Source organism: Bradyrhizobium sp. AUGA SZCCT0177 (genome assembly GCF_018130125.1).
Classification (GTDB): Bacteria; Pseudomonadota; Alphaproteobacteria; order Rhizobiales; family Xanthobacteraceae; genus Bradyrhizobium.
The window spans coordinates 45098-62846 of the sequence record NZ_JAFCMA010000031.1; the positions used below are offsets into that span (position 1 = coordinate 45098).

15 protein-coding genes are annotated in these 17749 nt (G+C 63.9%); 11 read left to right on the forward strand and 4 right to left on the reverse strand.

Annotated features, from left to right (window positions below):
- Positions 1-93 precede the first annotated feature (93 nt).
- Positions 94-480, forward strand: coding sequence for a nuclear transport factor 2 family protein (locus JQ597_RS29660; protein ID WP_249148316.1), 387 nt, complete (start codon positions 94-96; stop codon positions 478-480).
- 10 nt (positions 481-490) lie between these two features.
- Here the strand turns inward: JQ597_RS29660 and JQ597_RS29665 are convergent, their stop codons facing one another.
- Entirely contained in the window at positions 491-1165 is a 675-nt protein-coding gene (locus JQ597_RS29665) for a Crp/Fnr family transcriptional regulator (RefSeq protein WP_192735671.1), read from the reverse strand.
- Between the two features lie 218 nt (positions 1166-1383).
- Here JQ597_RS29665 and JQ597_RS29670 point away from each other — a divergent pair, with 218 nt between their 5' ends.
- The 4 genes from JQ597_RS29670 (at position 1384) to JQ597_RS29685 (ending at position 7167) form a co-directional block, all read left to right on the forward strand.
- Positions 1384-3546 (forward strand): AsmA family protein, encoded by a 2163-nt coding sequence (locus tag JQ597_RS29670; RefSeq protein WP_212269026.1) that lies wholly within the window; start codon positions 1384-1386, stop codon positions 3544-3546.
- 248 nt (positions 3547-3794) lie between these two features.
- Positions 3795-6275 (forward strand): adenylate/guanylate cyclase domain-containing protein, encoded by a 2481-nt coding sequence (locus JQ597_RS29675; RefSeq protein WP_212269027.1) that lies wholly within the window; start codon positions 3795-3797, stop codon positions 6273-6275.
- A 315-nt stretch (positions 6276-6590) separates the two neighbouring features.
- Positions 6591-6857, forward strand: coding sequence for a hypothetical protein (locus tag JQ597_RS29680; RefSeq protein WP_212269028.1), 267 nt, complete (start codon positions 6591-6593; stop codon positions 6855-6857).
- Between the two features lie 43 nt (positions 6858-6900).
- Entirely contained in the window at positions 6901-7167 is a 267-nt protein-coding gene (locus JQ597_RS29685) for a hypothetical protein (protein ID WP_212269029.1), read from the forward strand.
- A 69-nt stretch (positions 7168-7236) separates the two neighbouring features.
- Here JQ597_RS29685 and JQ597_RS29690 read toward each other — a convergent pair whose 3' ends face one another.
- Complete coding sequence (locus tag JQ597_RS29690; RefSeq protein WP_212001010.1) at positions 7237-7467, reverse strand: hypothetical protein; 231 nt, start codon at positions 7465-7467, stop codon at positions 7237-7239.
- Positions 7468-8553: 1086 nt separating this feature from the next.
- On the opposite strand from JQ597_RS29690, the gene JQ597_RS29695 reads away from it, so the two are divergent.
- Positions 8554-9330, forward strand: coding sequence for a calcium-binding protein (locus JQ597_RS29695; RefSeq protein WP_212269030.1), 777 nt, complete (start codon positions 8554-8556; stop codon positions 9328-9330).
- A gap of 204 nt (positions 9331-9534) precedes the next feature.
- Positions 9535-9843 (forward strand): HigA family addiction module antitoxin, encoded by a 309-nt coding sequence (locus JQ597_RS29700; RefSeq protein ID WP_212269031.1) that lies wholly within the window; start codon positions 9535-9537, stop codon positions 9841-9843.
- A gap of 20 nt (positions 9844-9863) precedes the next feature.
- Here JQ597_RS29700 and JQ597_RS29705 read toward each other — a convergent pair whose 3' ends face one another.
- On the reverse strand, positions 9864-11468 hold the full coding sequence (locus JQ597_RS29705) for a winged helix-turn-helix domain-containing tetratricopeptide repeat protein (RefSeq protein WP_212269032.1): 1605 nt from the start codon (positions 11466-11468) through the stop codon (positions 9864-9866).
- Between the two features lie 254 nt (positions 11469-11722).
- On the opposite strand from JQ597_RS29705, the gene JQ597_RS29710 reads away from it, so the two are divergent.
- The 3 genes from JQ597_RS29710 (at position 11723) to JQ597_RS29720 (ending at position 14563) form a co-directional block, all read left to right on the forward strand.
- Positions 11723-12568 carry a class I SAM-dependent methyltransferase gene (locus JQ597_RS29710; protein WP_249148310.1) on the forward strand — a complete coding sequence of 282 codons (846 nt, stop codon included), beginning with the start codon at positions 11723-11725 and terminating at the stop codon, positions 12566-12568.
- A 144-nt stretch (positions 12569-12712) separates the two neighbouring features.
- Positions 12713-13582, forward strand: a complete 870-nt coding sequence (locus JQ597_RS29715) for an alpha/beta fold hydrolase (protein ID WP_212269033.1) — start codon at positions 12713-12715, stop codon at positions 13580-13582.
- Between the two features lie 96 nt (positions 13583-13678).
- Positions 13679-14563 (forward strand): efflux RND transporter periplasmic adaptor subunit, encoded by an 885-nt coding sequence (locus JQ597_RS29720; protein WP_212269034.1) that lies wholly within the window; start codon positions 13679-13681, stop codon positions 14561-14563.
- Positions 14564-14630: 67 nt separating this feature from the next.
- Here JQ597_RS29720 and JQ597_RS29725 read toward each other — a convergent pair whose 3' ends face one another.
- Positions 14631-15470 (reverse strand): caspase family protein, encoded by an 840-nt coding sequence (locus tag JQ597_RS29725; protein ID WP_212269035.1) that lies wholly within the window; start codon positions 15468-15470, stop codon positions 14631-14633.
- A 321-nt stretch (positions 15471-15791) separates the two neighbouring features.
- Here JQ597_RS29725 and JQ597_RS29730 point away from each other — a divergent pair, with 321 nt between their 5' ends.
- Positions 15792-17528 (forward strand): hypothetical protein, encoded by a 1737-nt coding sequence (locus JQ597_RS29730; RefSeq protein WP_212269036.1) that lies wholly within the window; start codon positions 15792-15794, stop codon positions 17526-17528.
- Positions 17529-17749: the final 221 nt, after the last annotated feature.

The window sequence follows — 17749 nt, forward strand, 5'->3', positions numbered from 1 at the left end:
CCGAACCACTTCTGCTGTTGCCCGCATCGAAGCGGGTGCTATGCTCGGGCTCAACCAATAGTTTAAGGGAGCGGGATGGCAGATCGAGAAGCGATGCGAAAGCTCGTCGAGCAAGCGTATGCAGACCGCGGTAGCGGCAACATCGAGGGCCTCATGTCAGCGTTTCACGCTGACGCGGTTTTCGAACTTGCCGGGGAGCCGAAGGTCCTCGCATTGGCGGGAGCGGTTCGCAGTCATCCGAACGTTCGCGAAGCGATGACTGGTTTCATTGGCGCTTTTCAGTTCATCGAGCGTGACATCATCGCCTTTATCGCCGACGGCGACCGCGCGGCGGTGCACTCGCGGCTCACGATGCGGTTCAAGGATAAGACCTTCACGACGGAATTGACCGACCTGTTCAAATTCCAGGACGGAAAAATCATCGAACTCGTCGAGTTCGCCGATACGGCGCTGATCAAGGAAATAACCGCCGGGGCCTGACGATCAGGCCCTACTCGTTGCGCGCCACCGTCGTCAGCTTGTTCAGGTTCTGCAGCAGGATGCGCCCGCGCTGCAGATCCAGAATGCCGTCCTTGCGCCAGGCCTGCAGTTGACGGTTGACGCTTTCGCGCGCGGCGCCGACGAACACGCCGAGCTGCTCCTGCGAAATATGCACTTCCGATCCGAAATCGGCGGCCAGCGCCACCAGCCTTCGCGCCAGCCGCACCGGCAGCGGCTGCAGCATGGATTCTTCCATCCGCTCGCTCTGCCAGCGGATGCGCTGGCACAGCAAGGTGATGATCTTGATGGCGACTTTCGGCTCACGTTCGAGGAAGGCGAGGAAATCCTCACGCCGGAGCACGAACAGTTCCGTCGCCTCGCCGGCGGTGGCGTCCGCGGTGCGGCTTTGGCCGTCGAGCACGGCGACTTCGCCGAAGAGGTCCCCCGAACCCATGAAGTTCAGGGTCAGGCGGCTGCCGTCGGAGGCGCCGGTCTCGATCCGGATCTGGCCGCGGCGGACCCCGTAAAGGGCGTCGCCGGGGTCCCCCTTCTGGAACAGCATCTCGCCGAGCCCCAGTTGCTGGGTGTGGCAGAGTCCGGAGATTCGCTGCAGTTCGTCGGCGCCAAGGTCCGCGAACATCGGGTTCATCTTCAAAATGACCGCAAATTCGGCCTGTTTGCTCATTGGTTTGCCTTCCAGTTCGATCCCAAAACCGTCCCCAAAGGCCCTAGCAAGATTCACCCCGACCGAAGTGTGTCATAAGTCACATAGCATTGCAGTAGCCTTGGAATAATTTTGGCTTCTTTGAGCGATGTCCCCTTCCGGGATAAGCTCGCTTGTCCGGCTGTGCCCCATCGGGCGCGGCCGAAACCGATGCCGTTTGCCCGGTCTGGAAAGTCGAAATGAGAGCATTGAAATTCGCCGTGGCCGCCATCGGCGCCGTGATCGTCATCATCGCGCTGCTGCTCGTGATCGGCATCCCGTCCGGCTTCATGACGTCGCAGATCCAGGAACGGGTCGAGCGCGAGACCGGCTACAAGCTCACCATCAACGGCGGAACCAGGGTCGGGCTCTGGCCGTCGCTCAACATCACGCTGAACGACGTCGCGCTGCAGGATCCGAAAGATCGCGACATCAACCACCGCCTCACCGCGGTCAGCATCCAGGCAGACGTGACACTGGCGAGCCTGTGGTCCGGCAAACCGCAAGTTACCGAACTTGTCATCGTTCGTCCGGTGCTGAACCTGCCGCTGCAGCGCGAACGCATCAAGGATATCAATCAGCCGTCGAGGCCGGCCGCCGCGATCAAGGGCGAAGCCTTTACAATCGAGCATGTCAGCGTCACCGGCGGCACGATCGTGTTTTCCAATCTGCGCGACCGCGTCGAGAACAAGATCGAGACCATCAACGCCGACATGACGATCGATGCCGACCGCAAGATCCGGGCGACCGGCAATGCGCGCGCCGGCGAGCACGCGTTGAAATTCGACATCAAGGCGGTGGCCCCGGCACCGCCGCTCGAACGGCAGAACATCCCGACCGAATTCAAGATCGATGCACCCGGCTTCCTGCACGGGCAGCTGTCGGGCAAGGCGGAAGTCCGGCTCAACGGCCCGGTGGTGATGATCAACGGCCTGACCGGCACGCTCGGCGACGGCGCGTTCAATGGCTGGGCCTCGGTCGATACCGCAAGCAAGCCGCTGGTGAAGCTCGATCTGGATTTCCAGCGGCTCGATGTCGCGATGGGCCGTGGTGACGGCGGTTCGGCGGCGCAGCCCTGGAGCAATGCCGCGATCGATCTCAATGGCCTCAATTATATCGATGCCCAGGCGCGGATCTCCGCGGCAGCGCTCAATATCGGCGACGCGCGTTTCGCGCCGGCGGCGATCGACGTCACGCTCAACAGCGGCGTGCTGAAGACGCAAGTTTCCAATCTCGGCGCCTATGACGGCAACACCAATGGCGATCTCACCATTGATGCCTCGACCGCCAATCCTTCGTTTGCGCTGCGGGCCGATCTTAACGGCGTACGCGCACTGCCGTTGCTGAGGAGCCTGGCCGATTTCGACAAGCTCGACGGCAGGATGCAAACCAAGATCAGCGTGCGCTCCACCGGCAACAGCCAGCGCGCGATCATGGCTGGTTTGCAAGGCACCGCGTTCGTCGTGTTCCAGGACGGCGCCATCAAGGGCCTCAACGTCGCCCAGATGATCCGCTCGCTCACCTCGGGCACCCTGTCCGGCTGGCAGGAAGGCAAGGAGCAGTCGACGGATCTGTCGCAGCTTTCGGCGTCGTTCAAGATCGACAAGGGGCAAGCCGTCACCACCGATCTCAATCTGGTCGGCCCGCTGGTGCGGATGACGGGCGTCGGCACCATTGCGCTCGACACCAAGCAGATCGGGTTCCGCGTCGAACCAAAGCTCGTGATGACCACCGAAGGCCAGGGCCGCGCCAATGAGCCGGTCGGATTCGGCATTCCCGTGATGATCGAGGGGCCGTGGGGCGCGCCGAAAATCTATCCGGACATGCAGGGCATTTTGGATAATCCCGACGCCGCCTATGCCAAGCTCAAGGAGATGGGCAAGGGGCTGTTTGGTCCCAATGGCGGCGGCCTCGGCTCCGCCCTCGGCGGCCTGCTCGGCGGACAACAGGGTGTCCCCCCGGGTGGACAACCGGGCGGACCGGGTGGCCAGCAAGGCAGCGGGCTTGAGGGGATTCTGGGTGGACTGCTCGGCGGCGGCCAGCCGGGGGGACCGGGTGGCCAAGGTGGCCAAGGCGGCGGCAGGCCTAACGAACCGCTCGGCGGCCAGCTGGGCGAGGCCATCGGCAATCTGCTGCAGCAAGGTCTGAATGGCGGTCAAGGCGGTCAGGGCAGACCCGCTCAAGGGAGTGCCGGCCAAGCCGCGCCGCGGCCGAACAGCCCGCGCAGCATTCCGATTCCGGGCCAGCAGCCCGCGGATGCCGAGCCCGCGGCGCCCGCCGCCCCGTTGGCGCAAAATGACGGTGCTCCGCAAGCCGACAGCCAGCCGATGAACGACGTCTTGCGGCAGCTGTTTAATCGGTGAGCTTGGTCCCTCGATAGACCGTGACCCCTCACCCCAGCCCTCTCCCACAAGGGGAGAGGGGGCCGACTTCCGCTGCCGCAACGGTCTCGGCCCGTAATGGCCACACGCACCGCCGATTTCCCCGGATAACTGCCCAAAGTCGGAGCTAACCATGTGTGGGATAGGCCACCTGCTCGGCCCTCAAATCGTGCTAAAAAGGCCCAACCGCGGCGGCTCCCGGCCGGGGAATGCCGCCAACGGCAAAACCGATGCGCGCGCAAGAGGCGTGGCGCACGAGGGTCGTGGATGTGAGCGCCGCCAAGGGCAAAGTCTGGTTCCTGCGTGAGGGCCTGTTCGCGAAATACGTCGTCGCGCTGGTCGGCCTTGTCGTGTTCGTGCTCGCCGTCAACGGCGCGATGGAAATCTGGATCAGCTATCGCGGCATCAAGTCTTCTCTGACCGACGGCATGTCGGAGAAGGCGGAAGCAACCGCCAAGCGCATCCAGCAATCGATGTCGGACCTCGAACGGCAGATCAACTGGGTGACGCGGACCTCTTCCTACAAGATCGAGGACCGCCGCGCCGACTATGCGCAATTGCTCAACCAGGTGCCCTATGTGAGCCAGCTGACGCTGCTGTCGGCCCAGGGCCGCGAGCAGCTCCGCATCACGCGCCAGACGGTCCACTACGGCAGCAACGCCGATTTCTCCCGCGACCTGCGCTTCACCGAGTCCGCGGCCCGCGGCACCAGCTTTGCGACGCCCTATTTCCGGGACGGGCGGCCGTTCACGTCAATCTCGTTGCCGCATTCGGATTCCCAGGTCACCGTCGCCGAAATCAATCTTACCTTCCTGCAGGACTTCTTCGGCGATACTGAGATCGGCAGGACAGGCTTTGCCTATATCGTCGACAGCAAGGGCCAGGTGCTGGCGAGTTCGTCGAAGGGCCCCGAAATCGGCAAGGACGTCTCAAGCCTCCCGCAGGTCGCCGCCATCAAGGGCTCGCTGCTGTCGGAGGGCACGGACATTGCCGGCAACGACGTGCTGACGACGGTGAGCGCGGTGCCGCGGATCGGCTGGTTCGTGTTCTTCGAGCAGCCGACGGCGCAGGCGCTGATGCCGATCCGCGATCAACTGATGCGCATCGCGCTTCTGATTGCGATGGGCCTCGTGACCGCGATCATCGCCGGCACTGTCATGGCGCGGCGGATGCTGGTGCCGATCAACGCGCTGCGCGCCGGCGCGCATCGCCTCGGCGGCGGCGATTTCAGCCACCGCATCGAGGTGAAGACATCCGACGAGCTGGAAGAGCTTGCCGACCAGTTCAACGGCATGGCGAGCCAGCTTGCGGAAACCTATTCCGGCCTGGAGGCCAAGGTGAAGGAGCGGACGCGGGATCTCGCGCAGTCGATCAACGAGCTGAAAGTGCTCGAGGAGGTCGGCCGTGCGGTGTCGTCGTCGCTCGACCTCAACGCCGTGCTGCCGACGGTCGCCGCCCGCGCGCTCGAAATCACCCATGCCGACGCGGTCTTGATTTACGGCTATGACGCCGCGAACCGCAAATTCAACCTCACCGAATCGATCGGCATCGACAAGGCGGCCGAAGGCAAGCACCTTGCAATCGAGGCCGACAACTCGCCGCTCGGCGAAGCCGCCGCGCGGGGCGAGCCGATCGCGATCCCCGACCTTGACGCGACGGCGGATCATCCGCTGCGCGACGTCGTGGTCGAGGCCGGTTTCCATTCGGTGCTGGTGGTGCCGCTGGTCGACCAGCAGGGCATCTTGGGATCGCTGGTGGTGCTGCGGCAAAACGCCGGCGAATTTTCCGACAACCTCATCGGCTTGATGAAGACCTTTGCGCACCAGAGCGTGCTCGCGATGCGCAACGCGCGGCTGTTCTCTGAGGTCGACCACAAGAGCCGCGAACTGGAGATGGCGAACTCCACGGTGCGCGAGCAGGCCGACAAGCTGCAGGAGCAGACCGACCAGCTCAAGGACTGGAACAAATCGCTGGAGGAACGGGTCGAGACCCAGCTCGGCGAGATCGAACGCATCCGCCGTCTCGAACGTTTCCTGGCGCCGCAGGTGGCGCAGCTGATCGCCTCCGGCGACGGCCATGAAGGCCTGCTCGACAGCCACCGCCGCGAAGTCACTGTCGTGTTCTGCGACATGCGCGGATTTACCTCGTTCACCGAGACCACCGAGCCGGAAGAGGCGATGAACGTGCTGCGGGAATATCACGCCGCCCTTGGCGCGCTGATTTTCAAGTATGAGGGCACGCTCGACCGCTATGCCGGCGACGGCGTGATGATCCTGTTCAACGCGCCGATCCAGTTCGAGGACCATGTCAAGCGCGCGGTGAAGATGAGCGTCGAGATGCGCGACGCCATCGGGCAGCTGACCGAGAAGTGGCGCAACCGCGGCCACAATCTCGGCTTCGGCATCGGCATTGCGCTGGGCTACGCCACGCTCGGCCAGATCGGCTTCGAGCAGCGGCTGGAATATGCCGCGATCGGCAGCGTCACCAACCTCGCCTCGCGCCTGTGCGACGAGGCCAAGGCCAACCAGATCGTGGTGTCCAGGCGCGTCTACGGCATGGTCGAACCATGGGTCGAGGGCCGGCCGATCGATGATCTCAATTTGAAGGGTTTTAACCATCCGATTCTTGCGGCTGAGATTACGAGCTGGCGGGAAGAGGTGGATAATGTGGTGGATGCGGCGTCTGCGGCGCGGCGGCAACAGAAGAAGTAATTGCCGTCGTCCCGGCGAAGGCCGGGACCCATACCGCGTGATGCTCACTTTGCGGAAGGTATCTAACGCCGGCGTTCTCGCCGATGGGCCGCGGCTTATGGGTCCCGGCCCCCGTGCGCAATCGCGCACTAGGCCGGGACGACGGTGGTGTTGGTCGGGCTCCTCGCACCAAACCGACAAATCGTCGCAGCATGCAAAAACAGCATCCTTCACCCGCAGCGCATAGAACCCGTTGCCCGCTGGATGCGACAAACGGCGGTCAGTTCGCATTCGAGGTCGCGGCCTGGACAGTCCCCAAACACCAGGAGCTTCCCGATGCTTTCCCGCACCACCTATGTATCCGTCATCACCCTTGCCGCCGCCGCCGCAGCCAGCCTTGCCACCGCCTCGGTCGCGCAGGCCGGGATGGTCGGCAATTCCAACTTCGCCGGCTCGAAGACGGTGATCAACCGTCCGATGCCGACGCCGCCCCGCGTTCAGACGCCGTTGCCGATGATCAAATCGAATCTCAAGCTGGATTGCCGTGCACACCGCGATCGGGACGCGGCGGGCAACGTCTTTGCTTCCTACCGTTGCCGCTAGGCGTCCCAGGACGACAAACACCCAAAAACCAGGAGCTACCCCGATGTTTTCCCGCACCGCCTATGTATCCATGATCACCCTTGCCAGCGCCGTCGCCGCCATTGCTTCCGTGTCCGTCGCGCAGGCCGGGATGGTCGGCAATTCCAACTTCGCCGGCTCGAAAACCGTGATCCACCACCCGATCCCGACACCGCCCCGCGTTCAGCCGACGCGGCCGATGATCCAATCGAATATCAAGCTGCATTGCCATAAATACGTCGCTCGGGACCCGAAGACGGGCCAACCCTCTATGGCCACCACTTGCCACTAGGCAACCCAGGACGACAGACGACATGGAACGATCAAGCTCCATGTCGTCGCCGGCCCGTCGTGACGAAGGTCAAAAGTTGCACTTCGCCGCGTTGACGACCTTGATGCCGCCGGTCTTGGGATCGAACTTGGCCTGCTTGCCGACGACGCAACCCTTGCCGTCGAGCTTGCCGTCATCGAACAGTTTCTTGCCGTTCGAATCGTAGATCGCCATGCGGTGCTTGCCCCTTGCGTAAGCGCCCGAGGAAGCGGTGAGCGCGACGGCGACGGCGGCGGTGAGGATGAGAGCTGAGCGGAACATTGGTGTAGACCTTTCGTGTTGAAATCTCCCCATCGGAGACAGCGCAAACGTAAGGTGTTCTGTCGTTCCGCACTGTGCGTGGAGTCACATCGGGTGCGTGTGTGTGTGTTTCGTCGGCAATTTCTGATTCGATTTTGAATATCCGCCTACGCTCTTCGAGCTACGGCGTGACGTGTCCGCGTCGTCGCCGCTCATCGTCGTCCCGGCGAAGGCCGGGACCCATAACCACCGGCGATAGTTGTTTTTGCGTGCAGGTCGTTATCTTCCCTTTTCAACAATAAGGGCCGCGGCGTATGGGTCCCGGCCTTCGCCGGGACGACAAAAACACGCCTTCGCGATCTCGCGACGCATTGCGTCCGAGCTTTGCAAGTAACTTCCTGCCCTCCCAAAAGAGAGGGCGCAGGGAAGACCGGGTGCGCGCTGCACCCGCGGTCCCGTGTGCGATTGCACAGAAAAGGCTGCACACGAGCATACAGGGCAGCGGAGAACACCCGGCCTTCCCTGCGCAGTGGCTTTACGGCTTATGCCGTGATCTCCCCGGAGACGAGTTCTTGGTTGACTCCGTCGCCGCCGTTCCCGCTTGCGCTTCTCCGACAGCTTGACGCCTGCAACGGGCGCCAGGACCACACGGTTTTGCCGTACGCTTATCCACGCCGTCGTCGAGGCGTAAACCAGCGTCCACCGCAACCCGTCCAACGTCCGTGACGACGGCCGACGCCCTCTGAGTGGGACGGGATGGCCAAAGATATGCACCTGATTTTCATTCTGGTAAACAGAAATATTTTTTATTCTGGGGCTTGACAGTATTTCCGTAAATCAGAACTGATTTGCCCGTCGCGCCAATTTGCCGCGCACCCTCCTACGTCATTCCGGGGCTCGCGAAGCGAGAGCCCGGAATCCATCGGGCAACAGCACTTGCTGCTTGATGGATTCCGGGCTCGCGCCAAGGGGCGCGCCCCGGAATGACGGAGGAAGCAACGTCCTAGCAGCCTGTTCCCCAGGGAACAGCGCCGGCCGCCCTTCCCTGCGATGTTCGCCGTCACAGGCAAGCCCATTCCGGGCGGCCGGCACAGAGGGAACACGACGATGATTTATCCTTGGAAGCCTTTCAACAAGCTGGATTACGCCGAACAGCAATCCGAACTGACCCAGGACGATGCGCGCGACGGTTTTCAGAACCTGGGCAGCGGCAACAACTTTCACTTCCAACTGACGGGGACTGCCCCCAAGCTCGTCAACGGCCAGGGCGGCAACGACACCATCATCCTGGACGGCAACTCCGCCGACACGGTGTTCGGCGGCTCCGGCGACGACACGATCGACGGCGGCGCGGGCAACGACACGCTCAAGGGCCAGGCGGGCGAGGACCACATCTTCGGCGGCGCCGGCGCGGACAACATCAGCGGCGGCAGCGACAACGACTATCTGGTCGGCGACAATGACGCGGTTGCGTCCAACCTGCATGGCATCGACACGATGTACGGCGGCAGCGGCGAAGACACGCTCTACGGCGGCGGCAAGGCCGACGTGATGTCAGGCGGCACGGGCAACGACAATTTCGTCTACTTCGTCGGCCTCGGCACTGAGAACGAGAGCGCGGTCGGCGCCGCGGACCGCATCACCGACTTCCAGGTGGGCGACAAGATCGACGTTTCCTTCATGGACGCCGACGGCAATTCCGCCAACGGCAACAGCGCCTTCACCTTCTCGTCCAGCGGTGCGACCACCCAGGCCGGCAAGTTCTGGTTCGAGACCCACGACGACGGCCAGCACGTGTTCTTCAACATCAACGGCGGCGCGGCCGACATGGAGATCATCTCGACCAACAGCCACCAGTTCACGACGGCGGACTTTATTCTGTGAGGTGAGTGGTTCGGTGCGGTGAGTGCTGGATGCGGAGGCATGGACCGCCAGCTTTTACGGGCTGGCGGTCTAGGCTTGGACTATGCAGCTGACCGATGGGCGCGGTGCTGTTATTTCGCTCGTCGGAAAAAATAATGCAGTTTAGAATGCTGGCGTCGAAAACGCTGCAAGATATATCCGGACGACCACAGCGATGTGTGAGCCATGTTGATGACAAAACGCAAGCCGGCGACGATTGGCGAAATTCTGGTCAAGAAATTCATGAAGCCGATCGGCCTCACGCAAGGCGCGCTGGCTGAAGCCATGGGCGTGCAACGCAAGCACGTCAACGAGCTGTGCAACGGTCGTCGCAATGTGACCGCAGCGACCGCCCTCATTCTCGCCCGCGTGTTCGGCAACAGCGCGGATTTCTGGCTTAACGTGCAGCGGCGAAGCGATCTGTGGGAAGCGATGCATTCACCACTGGAGCGCAAGCGGATTGAACGAGCGCGACCTCTGACGAAAGCGGCGTGAGCTGTGCCGTTAGCCACCCCCTACCCCAACCCCGCCCGCCTAAACCCCTCCAGATAATGCTCCCGCTCCACCTCATGCTCATACGGCATCTCGCTCGATAGCCACGCCAGCGAAATGTTCGGCTGGACGTTGCGCAGCCCCTCCAGCGCCGCGGCCGCCGCCTGGGTGAAGCCGGACATGCCCAGCGAAGCCGTCAGCACGCGGTGGGCGCCGACGAAATCGGGGCGCTGGCGCAGCGATTCGCGGGAGAGGCGGATCGCCTCCTCGTAGTTGCGGCCGACATACTGGCAATAGGCGGCGACGCCGCAATAGATGCCGGCAAAGGGATCGCGCGGAGAAAAGCGCAGCGCCTGCCGGGCGGCGGCGTCGCCGTCCTCCCAGCGCCCGCGATAGGACAGCGCCACGCCATAGATGCCGCGCGCCGGGGAGAAATTCGGATTGAGCCGCAGCGCCAACTCGAACTCGGCGATGCAATCGTCAAAGCGGCGGTTGAACAGATAGACGCTCGCCAGCGCATAATGCGCCCACGCATCCTCACTGTCGGCGCGGATCGCCGCCAATGCGGCGCGTTCCGCCGCCGCAACCGCCGTCGGCATGTCCTCCCAGCCCATATGGGCCGCAAACATGTGGCAGGCCGCGAGAAGACTGAGCGCCTGGCCGTAGCCGGGATCGACCGCGATGGCTTTTTCCAGCAGCGCCTGCGCCACCAGATTGTCCGATCGCGTCACCCGCCAGTAATGCGACAGCGCGCGCATCACGAGATCCCAGGCGTCCATATTGTCGGGCGTCTTGCGCTGGCTGCGGAAATTCTCGGCGGCATAGAGCTGCGGCTCGATCGCGGCGACCACGGCCTGCGTGATCTCGTCCTGCACCGCGAACACGTCGGCCAGGTTGCGGTCGTAGCGCTCAGCCCACAGGTGACTGCCGGTGACGACGTCGTTGAGCTGCGCGGTGATGCGCACATGGTCGCCATCCTTGCGCACCGAGCCCTCGACGACATAGCCGACGCCGAGCTCCTCGCCGATCTGCTTCAAATGCACCTGACGGCCGCGATAGACGAAAGAGGAGTTGCGGGCGATGACATAGAACCAGCGCAGCTTTGACAGCGCGGTGATGATGTCCTCCGAAATGCCTTCGGAAAAATATTCCTGCTCGGGCTCGCCGGAGATGTTTGTGAACGGCAGCACGGCGATGGCGGGGCGATCGAGCGGCGGCAGGGAGGCGGCGGCGGGTTCGGGCGGGCGTGGCGTTGATGCGGAGGCAGGGGTCGCGCTTTGCGGTGCAAGTGCACCGCTGAGCGCGGGTCGCGGCGCAATTGCGCCGCTGACGTTCCCGACGAAGCGAAAACCCTTGCGCGCGATGGTGCGGATCAGCGCCTGGTCCTTGCCGCTGTCGCCGATCGCGGTGCGCGCGGCGTTGATGCGGCTGGTCAGGGTGGATTCGGAGACGATGCGGCCGTGCCAGATGCTCTCGATCAGATCGTCCTTGGAGACGACGTGGTCGCGGTGCTCGACCAGGTACATCAGGAGATCGAACACCTGCGGCTCGACTGCGACAATTTGGCCATCGCGGGTCAATTCGCGCACGGCGCTGTCGAGCACATGGTTTGAGAAGTGAAACTGCACGCGAGGATCCCCATGGCCGGTTGATCGGACCCGTTTGGCGCCCGGTTTTGCCGGGTTTTGCTGGCGGGGCCGCTCAATTAGCGCGGTCAAATCAGCCATGACGTGTTTTACCTCACAGATTCCCGCCTCACAGAAAAATCAGGGTGGCCTCAAGGCAAAATCAGCCCCGTCTCAGAGTCTTTAGGTCCTCCGAGCGGCATGTTCGGTTCAGCGCGGTCGCCCCCGTGACCGCATGCCACAGAGGAGGAAACTGCATGGCCACCACAGCTACCGCCACCGCCCCGACCATGACGCCTGCCCCAGACCTTGCCGCGCTGAAGACCAAACAGCAGGCGGCGTGGTCGTCAGGCAATTACGCCATCGTCGGCTCCACGCTGCAGATCGTCGGCGAACAGCTGTGCGAGGCGATGGACCTCAAGGCCGGCGCCAAGGTGCTGGATGTCGCCGCCGGCAACGGCATGGCCTCGCTCGCCGCCGCGCGCCGCTGGTGCGAGGTGACCTCGACCGATTACGTGCCGGCGCTTTTGGAGCGCGGCCGGGCGCGCGCCAATGCCGAAGGCATGACGATGGAGTTTCGCGAGGCCGATGCGGAGAACCTGCCGTTCGACAACAACAGTTTTGAAGTCGTGCTATCGACCTTCGGCGTGATGTTCACGCCGAACCAGGACAAGGCTGCCGCTGAATTGCTGCGCGTATGCAGGCCGAAGGGCCAGATCGGCCTCGCCAACTGGACGCCGGACGGCTTCATCGGGCAGGTGTTCAAGACGCTCGGCAAGCACCTGCCGCCGCCCGCAGGCGCGAAATCGCCGGCGATGTGGGGCACGCGCGCGCGGCTCACCGAAATGTTCGACGCCGGCGCAGCCTCGATCAAAGCCGAATCCCGGCTGTTCAATTTCCGCTACCGCTCGGCCGAGCATTTCCTCGACGTGTTCAAGACGTTCTACGGCCCGGTGCTGAAGGCGTTCGCCGCGCTCGAGCCGGCCAAGCAGGAAGAGCTGCACAATGATCTGCACGCGCTGATCGTCCGCATGAACCGCGCCACCAACGGCAGCATGGTGGTGCCGAGCGAATATCTCGAAGTGGTGATTACGAAGCGATGACGATTCACTTTCACACACCCAACACTCCGTCATGCCCGGGCTTGTCCCGGGCATCCACGCCTTTGTTTCTCGAAAGCAAGGAAGACGTGGATGGCCGGGTCAAGCCCGGCCATGACGGAGAGAAGAACACACAGGACAAGTTCGATGAATATTTTGACTCAAATATCTTCACACAAAAGCGCCACCGCTTGCGTCGTCGCGTTGCATTGCTCGCTCGGTTCGGGACGCCAATGGGCAAAGCTCGGCGCCGAATTTGGGCCCGGCACAAAGCTGATCGCGCCGGACCTGATCGGTTATGGCAGTAAGGCGTGCACGTTCGACCTGCCGCTGACGCTGGCGCAGGAAGTCGAATGCCTGCGCGCGACGCTGGATCAGGCTGATGGGCCGATCCATCTGGTCGGCCATTCCTATGGCGGCGCCATCGCGTTCAAGATCGCGACCGATCCGGCGTATGAGCATCGCATCCAGAGCCTCGCGCTGATCGAGCCGGTGCTGCCGACGCTGCTGCTTGACAGCGCGCCGGACCGGCGGCTGCACGACCAGTTCGAAGGTGTCGCCGCCGAGGTGCGTCAGGACATCTGGAACGGGTCAGTGCTGGAGGCGATCGACAAGTTCAGCGAATTCTGGGGCGGCTCCGGCCCGCGCGAGGAGCTGCCTGTGGCCGCGCGCATGCGCATGATCGAACACGCCGAACGGCTGCCGTACGATTTCGCCGCCGCCTTCGCCGAAGAGAATGTGACGATGGCGGCGGCCTCGTTGCGCCTGCCGACGCTGCTGTTGTCCGGCGGGCAATCGCCGAACCTGACCCAGCGCATCGTCCGCCGGCTGGCCGCGGTCATCGACGGCGCCGAACTGCGCCATCTGCCGGATGCCGGGCATATGCTTGCCATGACCCATGCCGCCATCATCAACCCCGCGATCGCGGCGCACATCGCCCGCGCCGATGAGCTCGCCGGCGTGTCGCTGGCGGCCGGCCAGCCGGCGGCGAACCTGGTCAGCCTGGCAGGCGGTTGAGCGGCGGTTTGGGTCTTCTTGCCGCTTGGCGCGCCGGTCGGGCATCTGGTATCCATTTCTGGTATTTATGGGCCCGAAACTGGGAATGAAACGCCGATGATCACCGCGCGCGACCTCAAGCTGCCTGCCCTGATGCTTGCGGGGGCACTCAGCCTGGCCGCGCCGCCGGCGTTTGCCGCCGACGAGGAAACGGCGCCCAAGGGCGCGGCGGTCACCGTGTTCAAGGCCGCAAAATCCTGCTTCGGCAACAATGTCGAGGTGTCCGGCACCATCATCGCGCGCGAGGAAACGCAAGTGCGGCCCGAGCGCATGGGGCTGAAGGTGGCCGAAGTGCTGGTCGATGCCGGCGATACCGTCACCGCGGGCCAGACGCTGGCCCGGCTGACGCTGCCGGAAGGCGGCACGGTGCTGGTGCAGGCGCCCGTCGCCGGGCTGGTTTCGGCCTCGACCGCCGCGGTCGGCGCGATGGCGTCCGGCAAGGGCGAGGCGCTGTTTTCGATCATCGCCCGCAGCGAATTCGACCTCGTCGGGCTGGTGCCGACCCGCGACATTGCAAAGCTTCAGATCAACCAGAGCGCGCGGATCAAGGTGATCGGCGCCGGCGAAGTCGATGGCAGGGTGCGGCGGCTGTCGACCACGGTCGAGCCCAACAGCCAGCTCGCCCAGGTGTTCATCGCCGTCACCACCAACCGCCGGCTTCTGGTCAATTCATCCGGACGGGCGCAGATCAAGACCGGCCAGAGCTGCGGCATCTCGGTGCCGCTGACCGCGATCCTCTATGGCAATGCCGGCACCGTGGTGCAGGTGGTGAAACGCCAGCGCGTCGAGACGCGGCGGGTGGAAACCGGGTTGATGTCACAGGGCCAGGTCGAGATCCGCGAGGGTATCGTCGAAGGCGATATCGTGGTGGCCCGCGCCGGCGCCCTGCTGCGCGAAGGCGATCCGGTGCGCCCGGTGATGGTGGCCGCGGACGCGAAGTAGCCGCACACACGAAAATGCCCGGGACAAGCCCGGGCATGACGACACTTAGACAATTATTTTAGCTTGCTTACCCGCCGATGCTGACGTCTTCGAGCAGCGAGGACGACACCGAGGGAACCTGCTCGCCTTCGCTGGCGCGGGAGATCGTCACGCGCGTTTTGTTGAAGGCGGTTTCGGCGCCGGCCTGTGCGGCGAGGTTGTTCAGCAGCTCGGACATCAGCACGCTGTACTGGCCCTTGGAATCGTCGGCCACCTTGCCCGGCGTCGCCGAAGACAGGATCAGCGCATTTTCGGGCGCCGAGATCGGCGCCAGGCCGTGGGAGTAGGAACGGAAACGGCGCTCATAGGGGTTGCGGCGGGAGGCGTCGACCACGACGAGTTTGACCTTGGCGCCCTGCTCCTTCATCGCGTCGAGCACGGCCTCGATGCTGACGCCGTCGCGGCGGACATCGGCTTCCTTCCAGATCGCGGCATCGACCGGGATCATGTAGCTCTGGCGGCCGACTTGGACGCCGTAGCCGCCGAAGAACAGCATCACCACGCTGTCGGGCTTGATCTTGGACTTGAGCCGGCCGATGGCGCGGGCCATGTCGTCCTTGGTGGCGTCTTCCACCACGTCGACGTCAAAGCCCTTGCCGCGCAACGCCGCGGTCAGGCCGCGGGCGTCATTGATCGGCTGCGCCAGCGGCGCCGAGGCGTCGGGATAGTGGCCGTTGCCGATGACCAGTGCGACGCGGGAAGTCTTGGTGGCGACGTCGGAATTCTGTTCGGTCGCGATCGCCTTGGCGGCATCGAGCGAACGCTTGTTGAGCGCAGCATGGGCGCCGATCGCCAGCGACACCAGACCGACCAAAGCGGCGGCCACGGTGACCGTGCGGCGAGAGATGCTAGGCTTACCGTCCATCATTCAATTCCCAATCGTTGACCAGGGCGCGCCAGTTAGTCGCGCCAGTGCCGTTTAGGTTTGAGGGGTTGCGAATTGGTGTGCCGTCGAATTGTGGCAATTTGCGGCACCGCAACAAAGAAACCCTTAACCCGCACGGCCATTGCGGGCAACCTCCTTTGGCGCATGACGTTCCCCAGAAGAATGAAGGTGCCAAATCGGGACATTTTTCTGTGACGTCGGTCACATTTGTATTTCCCGCTGATTTGTATCATTTTCAATGGCTTGCAGGCCGGCGGTAGATTCGACGGCCCTCGGTTCACGGTTCCGGCGAAAAGAGACTGCATGGGCTTTCAATATTTCGCCGGCGCCGCCTACCGTGCGCTGACCGCTCGCAAGGACGGGCCGTCGCTGTATGACGTCTGCGACCCCCTGCTGCTGAACTATGCCGGTGGCGACCCCCATCTCGGAAAATTCTATCGGACCGCGCTTGGCAACCCGGCGCTGCGCCCGCTGCTGCGCCGTACCGGGTTGCCGCAACTGCGCGACGAAGGCCGCCTGCAGTCGCTGCGCCAGGCGCTGACCCGCGCCCGCGACAACGACGCGCCGGACTGGGAAGCGGTCGGTCAACCCATCGCCGAGCTGATGGCGACGATTGATGTCCGCCACCCAAAGCCGGCGCCGGCCGTGGCGCCGGCAAAAGCGCCTGACCTCGCCGAGATCGAGCGCGTGATCCGGACCTGCGGCTCGCATCTGCTGCGCTCGTTTGCCGGCAACGGCTTCATCCCGACCTATGCCGCGTTCAACCTGCTCGGCGATGCCGACATGGGCGGGCGCGAAATGCTGATGGCGCTGACCGGGCTCAATTCGCGCGGCTACAAGAACTCGACCCTGCTGTTCAGCCTGGCGCGGATCTTCATCGCGCATTCGCCGGCCCGCGCGCTGATCAACCCGCCCTGGACCGGCATCGCCGAGCCGATGTGGGAGCCGATGCAGATCCGCCACCGCTCGGCCTATTACGACGCCTTCTTCACCGAGGCGCTGCTGAGCTTTGTCGAAACCGGCCTGGCCTCCGTCGACCAGACGGCTGCGTCGCGCCGCGCCATCTCGGAGATGGTCGATTTTTGCCTCGCCACCAGCGCCGAGGAAGTGCCCTCGCATGACGGCTCCACCGTGCGCGTCATCACCGCACTGGCGCCGCTGCCGCATCCGCGCTTTTCGAAGTTCTTCTCCCAGATCAAGCAGGACCTCGGCTTCGGCATCTACGTGCCGGACTGCGACACCACGGCCTGCTCGTTCTCGGCGGCGACGCAGGCCGGCTCGACCGATCCGATCCTCGACCAGCCGCTTTTGGATTTCTACGCCGGCTATCAGGTCCGCAGCGGCGCCAACGAGCCGCGCGTGACGGTGCCGCTGAACGACAATGTCGAGTACGAGGGCGGCGTCGTCACCTGGATCGACAACCTCGCCGGCGACCGGCCCTACGGCAACGACCTCGACCCCACGCTCAATCTCGACATCCTCGAGGTCAGCTTCCGCAACCTTGCGCGCTGGAAGATCATCGAGACGCCGTCACGGCTGGAGACGGTTCACCGCATCATCGGCTTCCAGAAGCGGCTGGTGGAAAGCGGCGCGTTCACCAATCCGCGCTCGCATATCTATTATCTGCCGGAGCTGTATTGCGCCTATTTCGGCCGTTGCTATGCGGCCTTCATCGCGCTGCCGCCGGCGGCGCGGCTGGCGATCGATCCCGAAAACACCTTCGACTTCATCCGCGGCCGCGTGCTGGCCTATGTCGAGGGCGAGTTGATCACCCACGAGATGAACGCCTTCGACGCGGCGCTGGCCCTGATGGCGCTGGCGCATCTCGGCGCCGACGCTTCGAGCTTTGCACCTGCGCTGCATTGCATCGTCGCCGGTGTCGGCGAAGGCGGCCGGCACGGTCCCTACAAGGCGTATGAGTGGAACAAGATGAAGACCCCGACGCGCATCCTGGTCGGCGGCCCCGAGGTGACCTCGGCTTTCGTGCTGATGGGGCTGGCGCTGGCACGGGGTGTTATGATGCGGGGTGGAAGGGGCTAAGATTACCCTCCCCTGGAGGGGGAGGGTCGACGCGAATGAAATTCGCGGCGGGGTGGGGTGAAAGTCTTTCGTCTCGAACAGTACCCGTGTTGAGAGATCACCCCACCCTGTCTCACATTTCGCTTCGCTCAACGTGAGCCGACCCTCCCCCTCCAGGGGAGGGTAAGAAGAAGCGCCTCCTTCTGACGGGAAGTTGAAAGCCATGCGGTCCCAGAGCACTG

Excerpts from the sequence above, each read along its gene's own strand:
- JQ597_RS29730 (WP_212269036.1), top strand. The coding sequence starts at position 15,792 with ATGGGCTTTCAATATTTCGCCGGCGCCGCCTACCGTGCGCTGACCGCT.
- JQ597_RS29660 (WP_249148316.1), top strand. The coding sequence starts at position 94 with ATGCGAAAGCTCGTCGAGCAAGCGTATGCAGACCGCGGTAGCGGCAAC.
- JQ597_RS29700 (WP_212269031.1), top strand. The coding sequence starts at position 9,535 with ATGTTGATGACAAAACGCAAGCCGGCGACGATTGGCGAAATTCTGGTC.
- JQ597_RS29685 (WP_212269029.1), top strand. The coding sequence starts at position 6,901 with ATGTTTTCCCGCACCGCCTATGTATCCATGATCACCCTTGCCAGCGCC.
- JQ597_RS29695 (WP_212269030.1), top strand. The coding sequence starts at position 8,554 with ATGATTTATCCTTGGAAGCCTTTCAACAAGCTGGATTACGCCGAACAG.
- JQ597_RS29665 (WP_192735671.1), bottom strand. The coding sequence starts at position 1,165 with ATGAGCAAACAGGCCGAATTTGCGGTCATTTTGAAGATGAACCCGATG.
- JQ597_RS29710 (WP_249148310.1), top strand. The coding sequence starts at position 11,723 with ATGGCCACCACAGCTACCGCCACCGCCCCGACCATGACGCCTGCCCCA.
- JQ597_RS29725 (WP_212269035.1), bottom strand. The coding sequence starts at position 15,470 with ATGATGGACGGTAAGCCTAGCATCTCTCGCCGCACGGTCACCGTGGCC.
- JQ597_RS29715 (WP_212269033.1), top strand. The coding sequence starts at position 12,713 with ATGAATATTTTGACTCAAATATCTTCACACAAAAGCGCCACCGCTTGC.
- JQ597_RS29675 (WP_212269027.1), top strand. The coding sequence starts at position 3,795 with ATGCGCGCGCAAGAGGCGTGGCGCACGAGGGTCGTGGATGTGAGCGCC.
- JQ597_RS29690 (WP_212001010.1), bottom strand. The coding sequence starts at position 7,467 with ATGTTCCGCTCAGCTCTCATCCTCACCGCCGCCGTCGCCGTCGCGCTC.
- JQ597_RS29670 (WP_212269026.1), top strand. The coding sequence starts at position 1,384 with ATGAGAGCATTGAAATTCGCCGTGGCCGCCATCGGCGCCGTGATCGTC.
- JQ597_RS29680 (WP_212269028.1), top strand. The coding sequence starts at position 6,591 with ATGCTTTCCCGCACCACCTATGTATCCGTCATCACCCTTGCCGCCGCC.
- JQ597_RS29720 (WP_212269034.1), top strand. The coding sequence starts at position 13,679 with ATGATCACCGCGCGCGACCTCAAGCTGCCTGCCCTGATGCTTGCGGGG.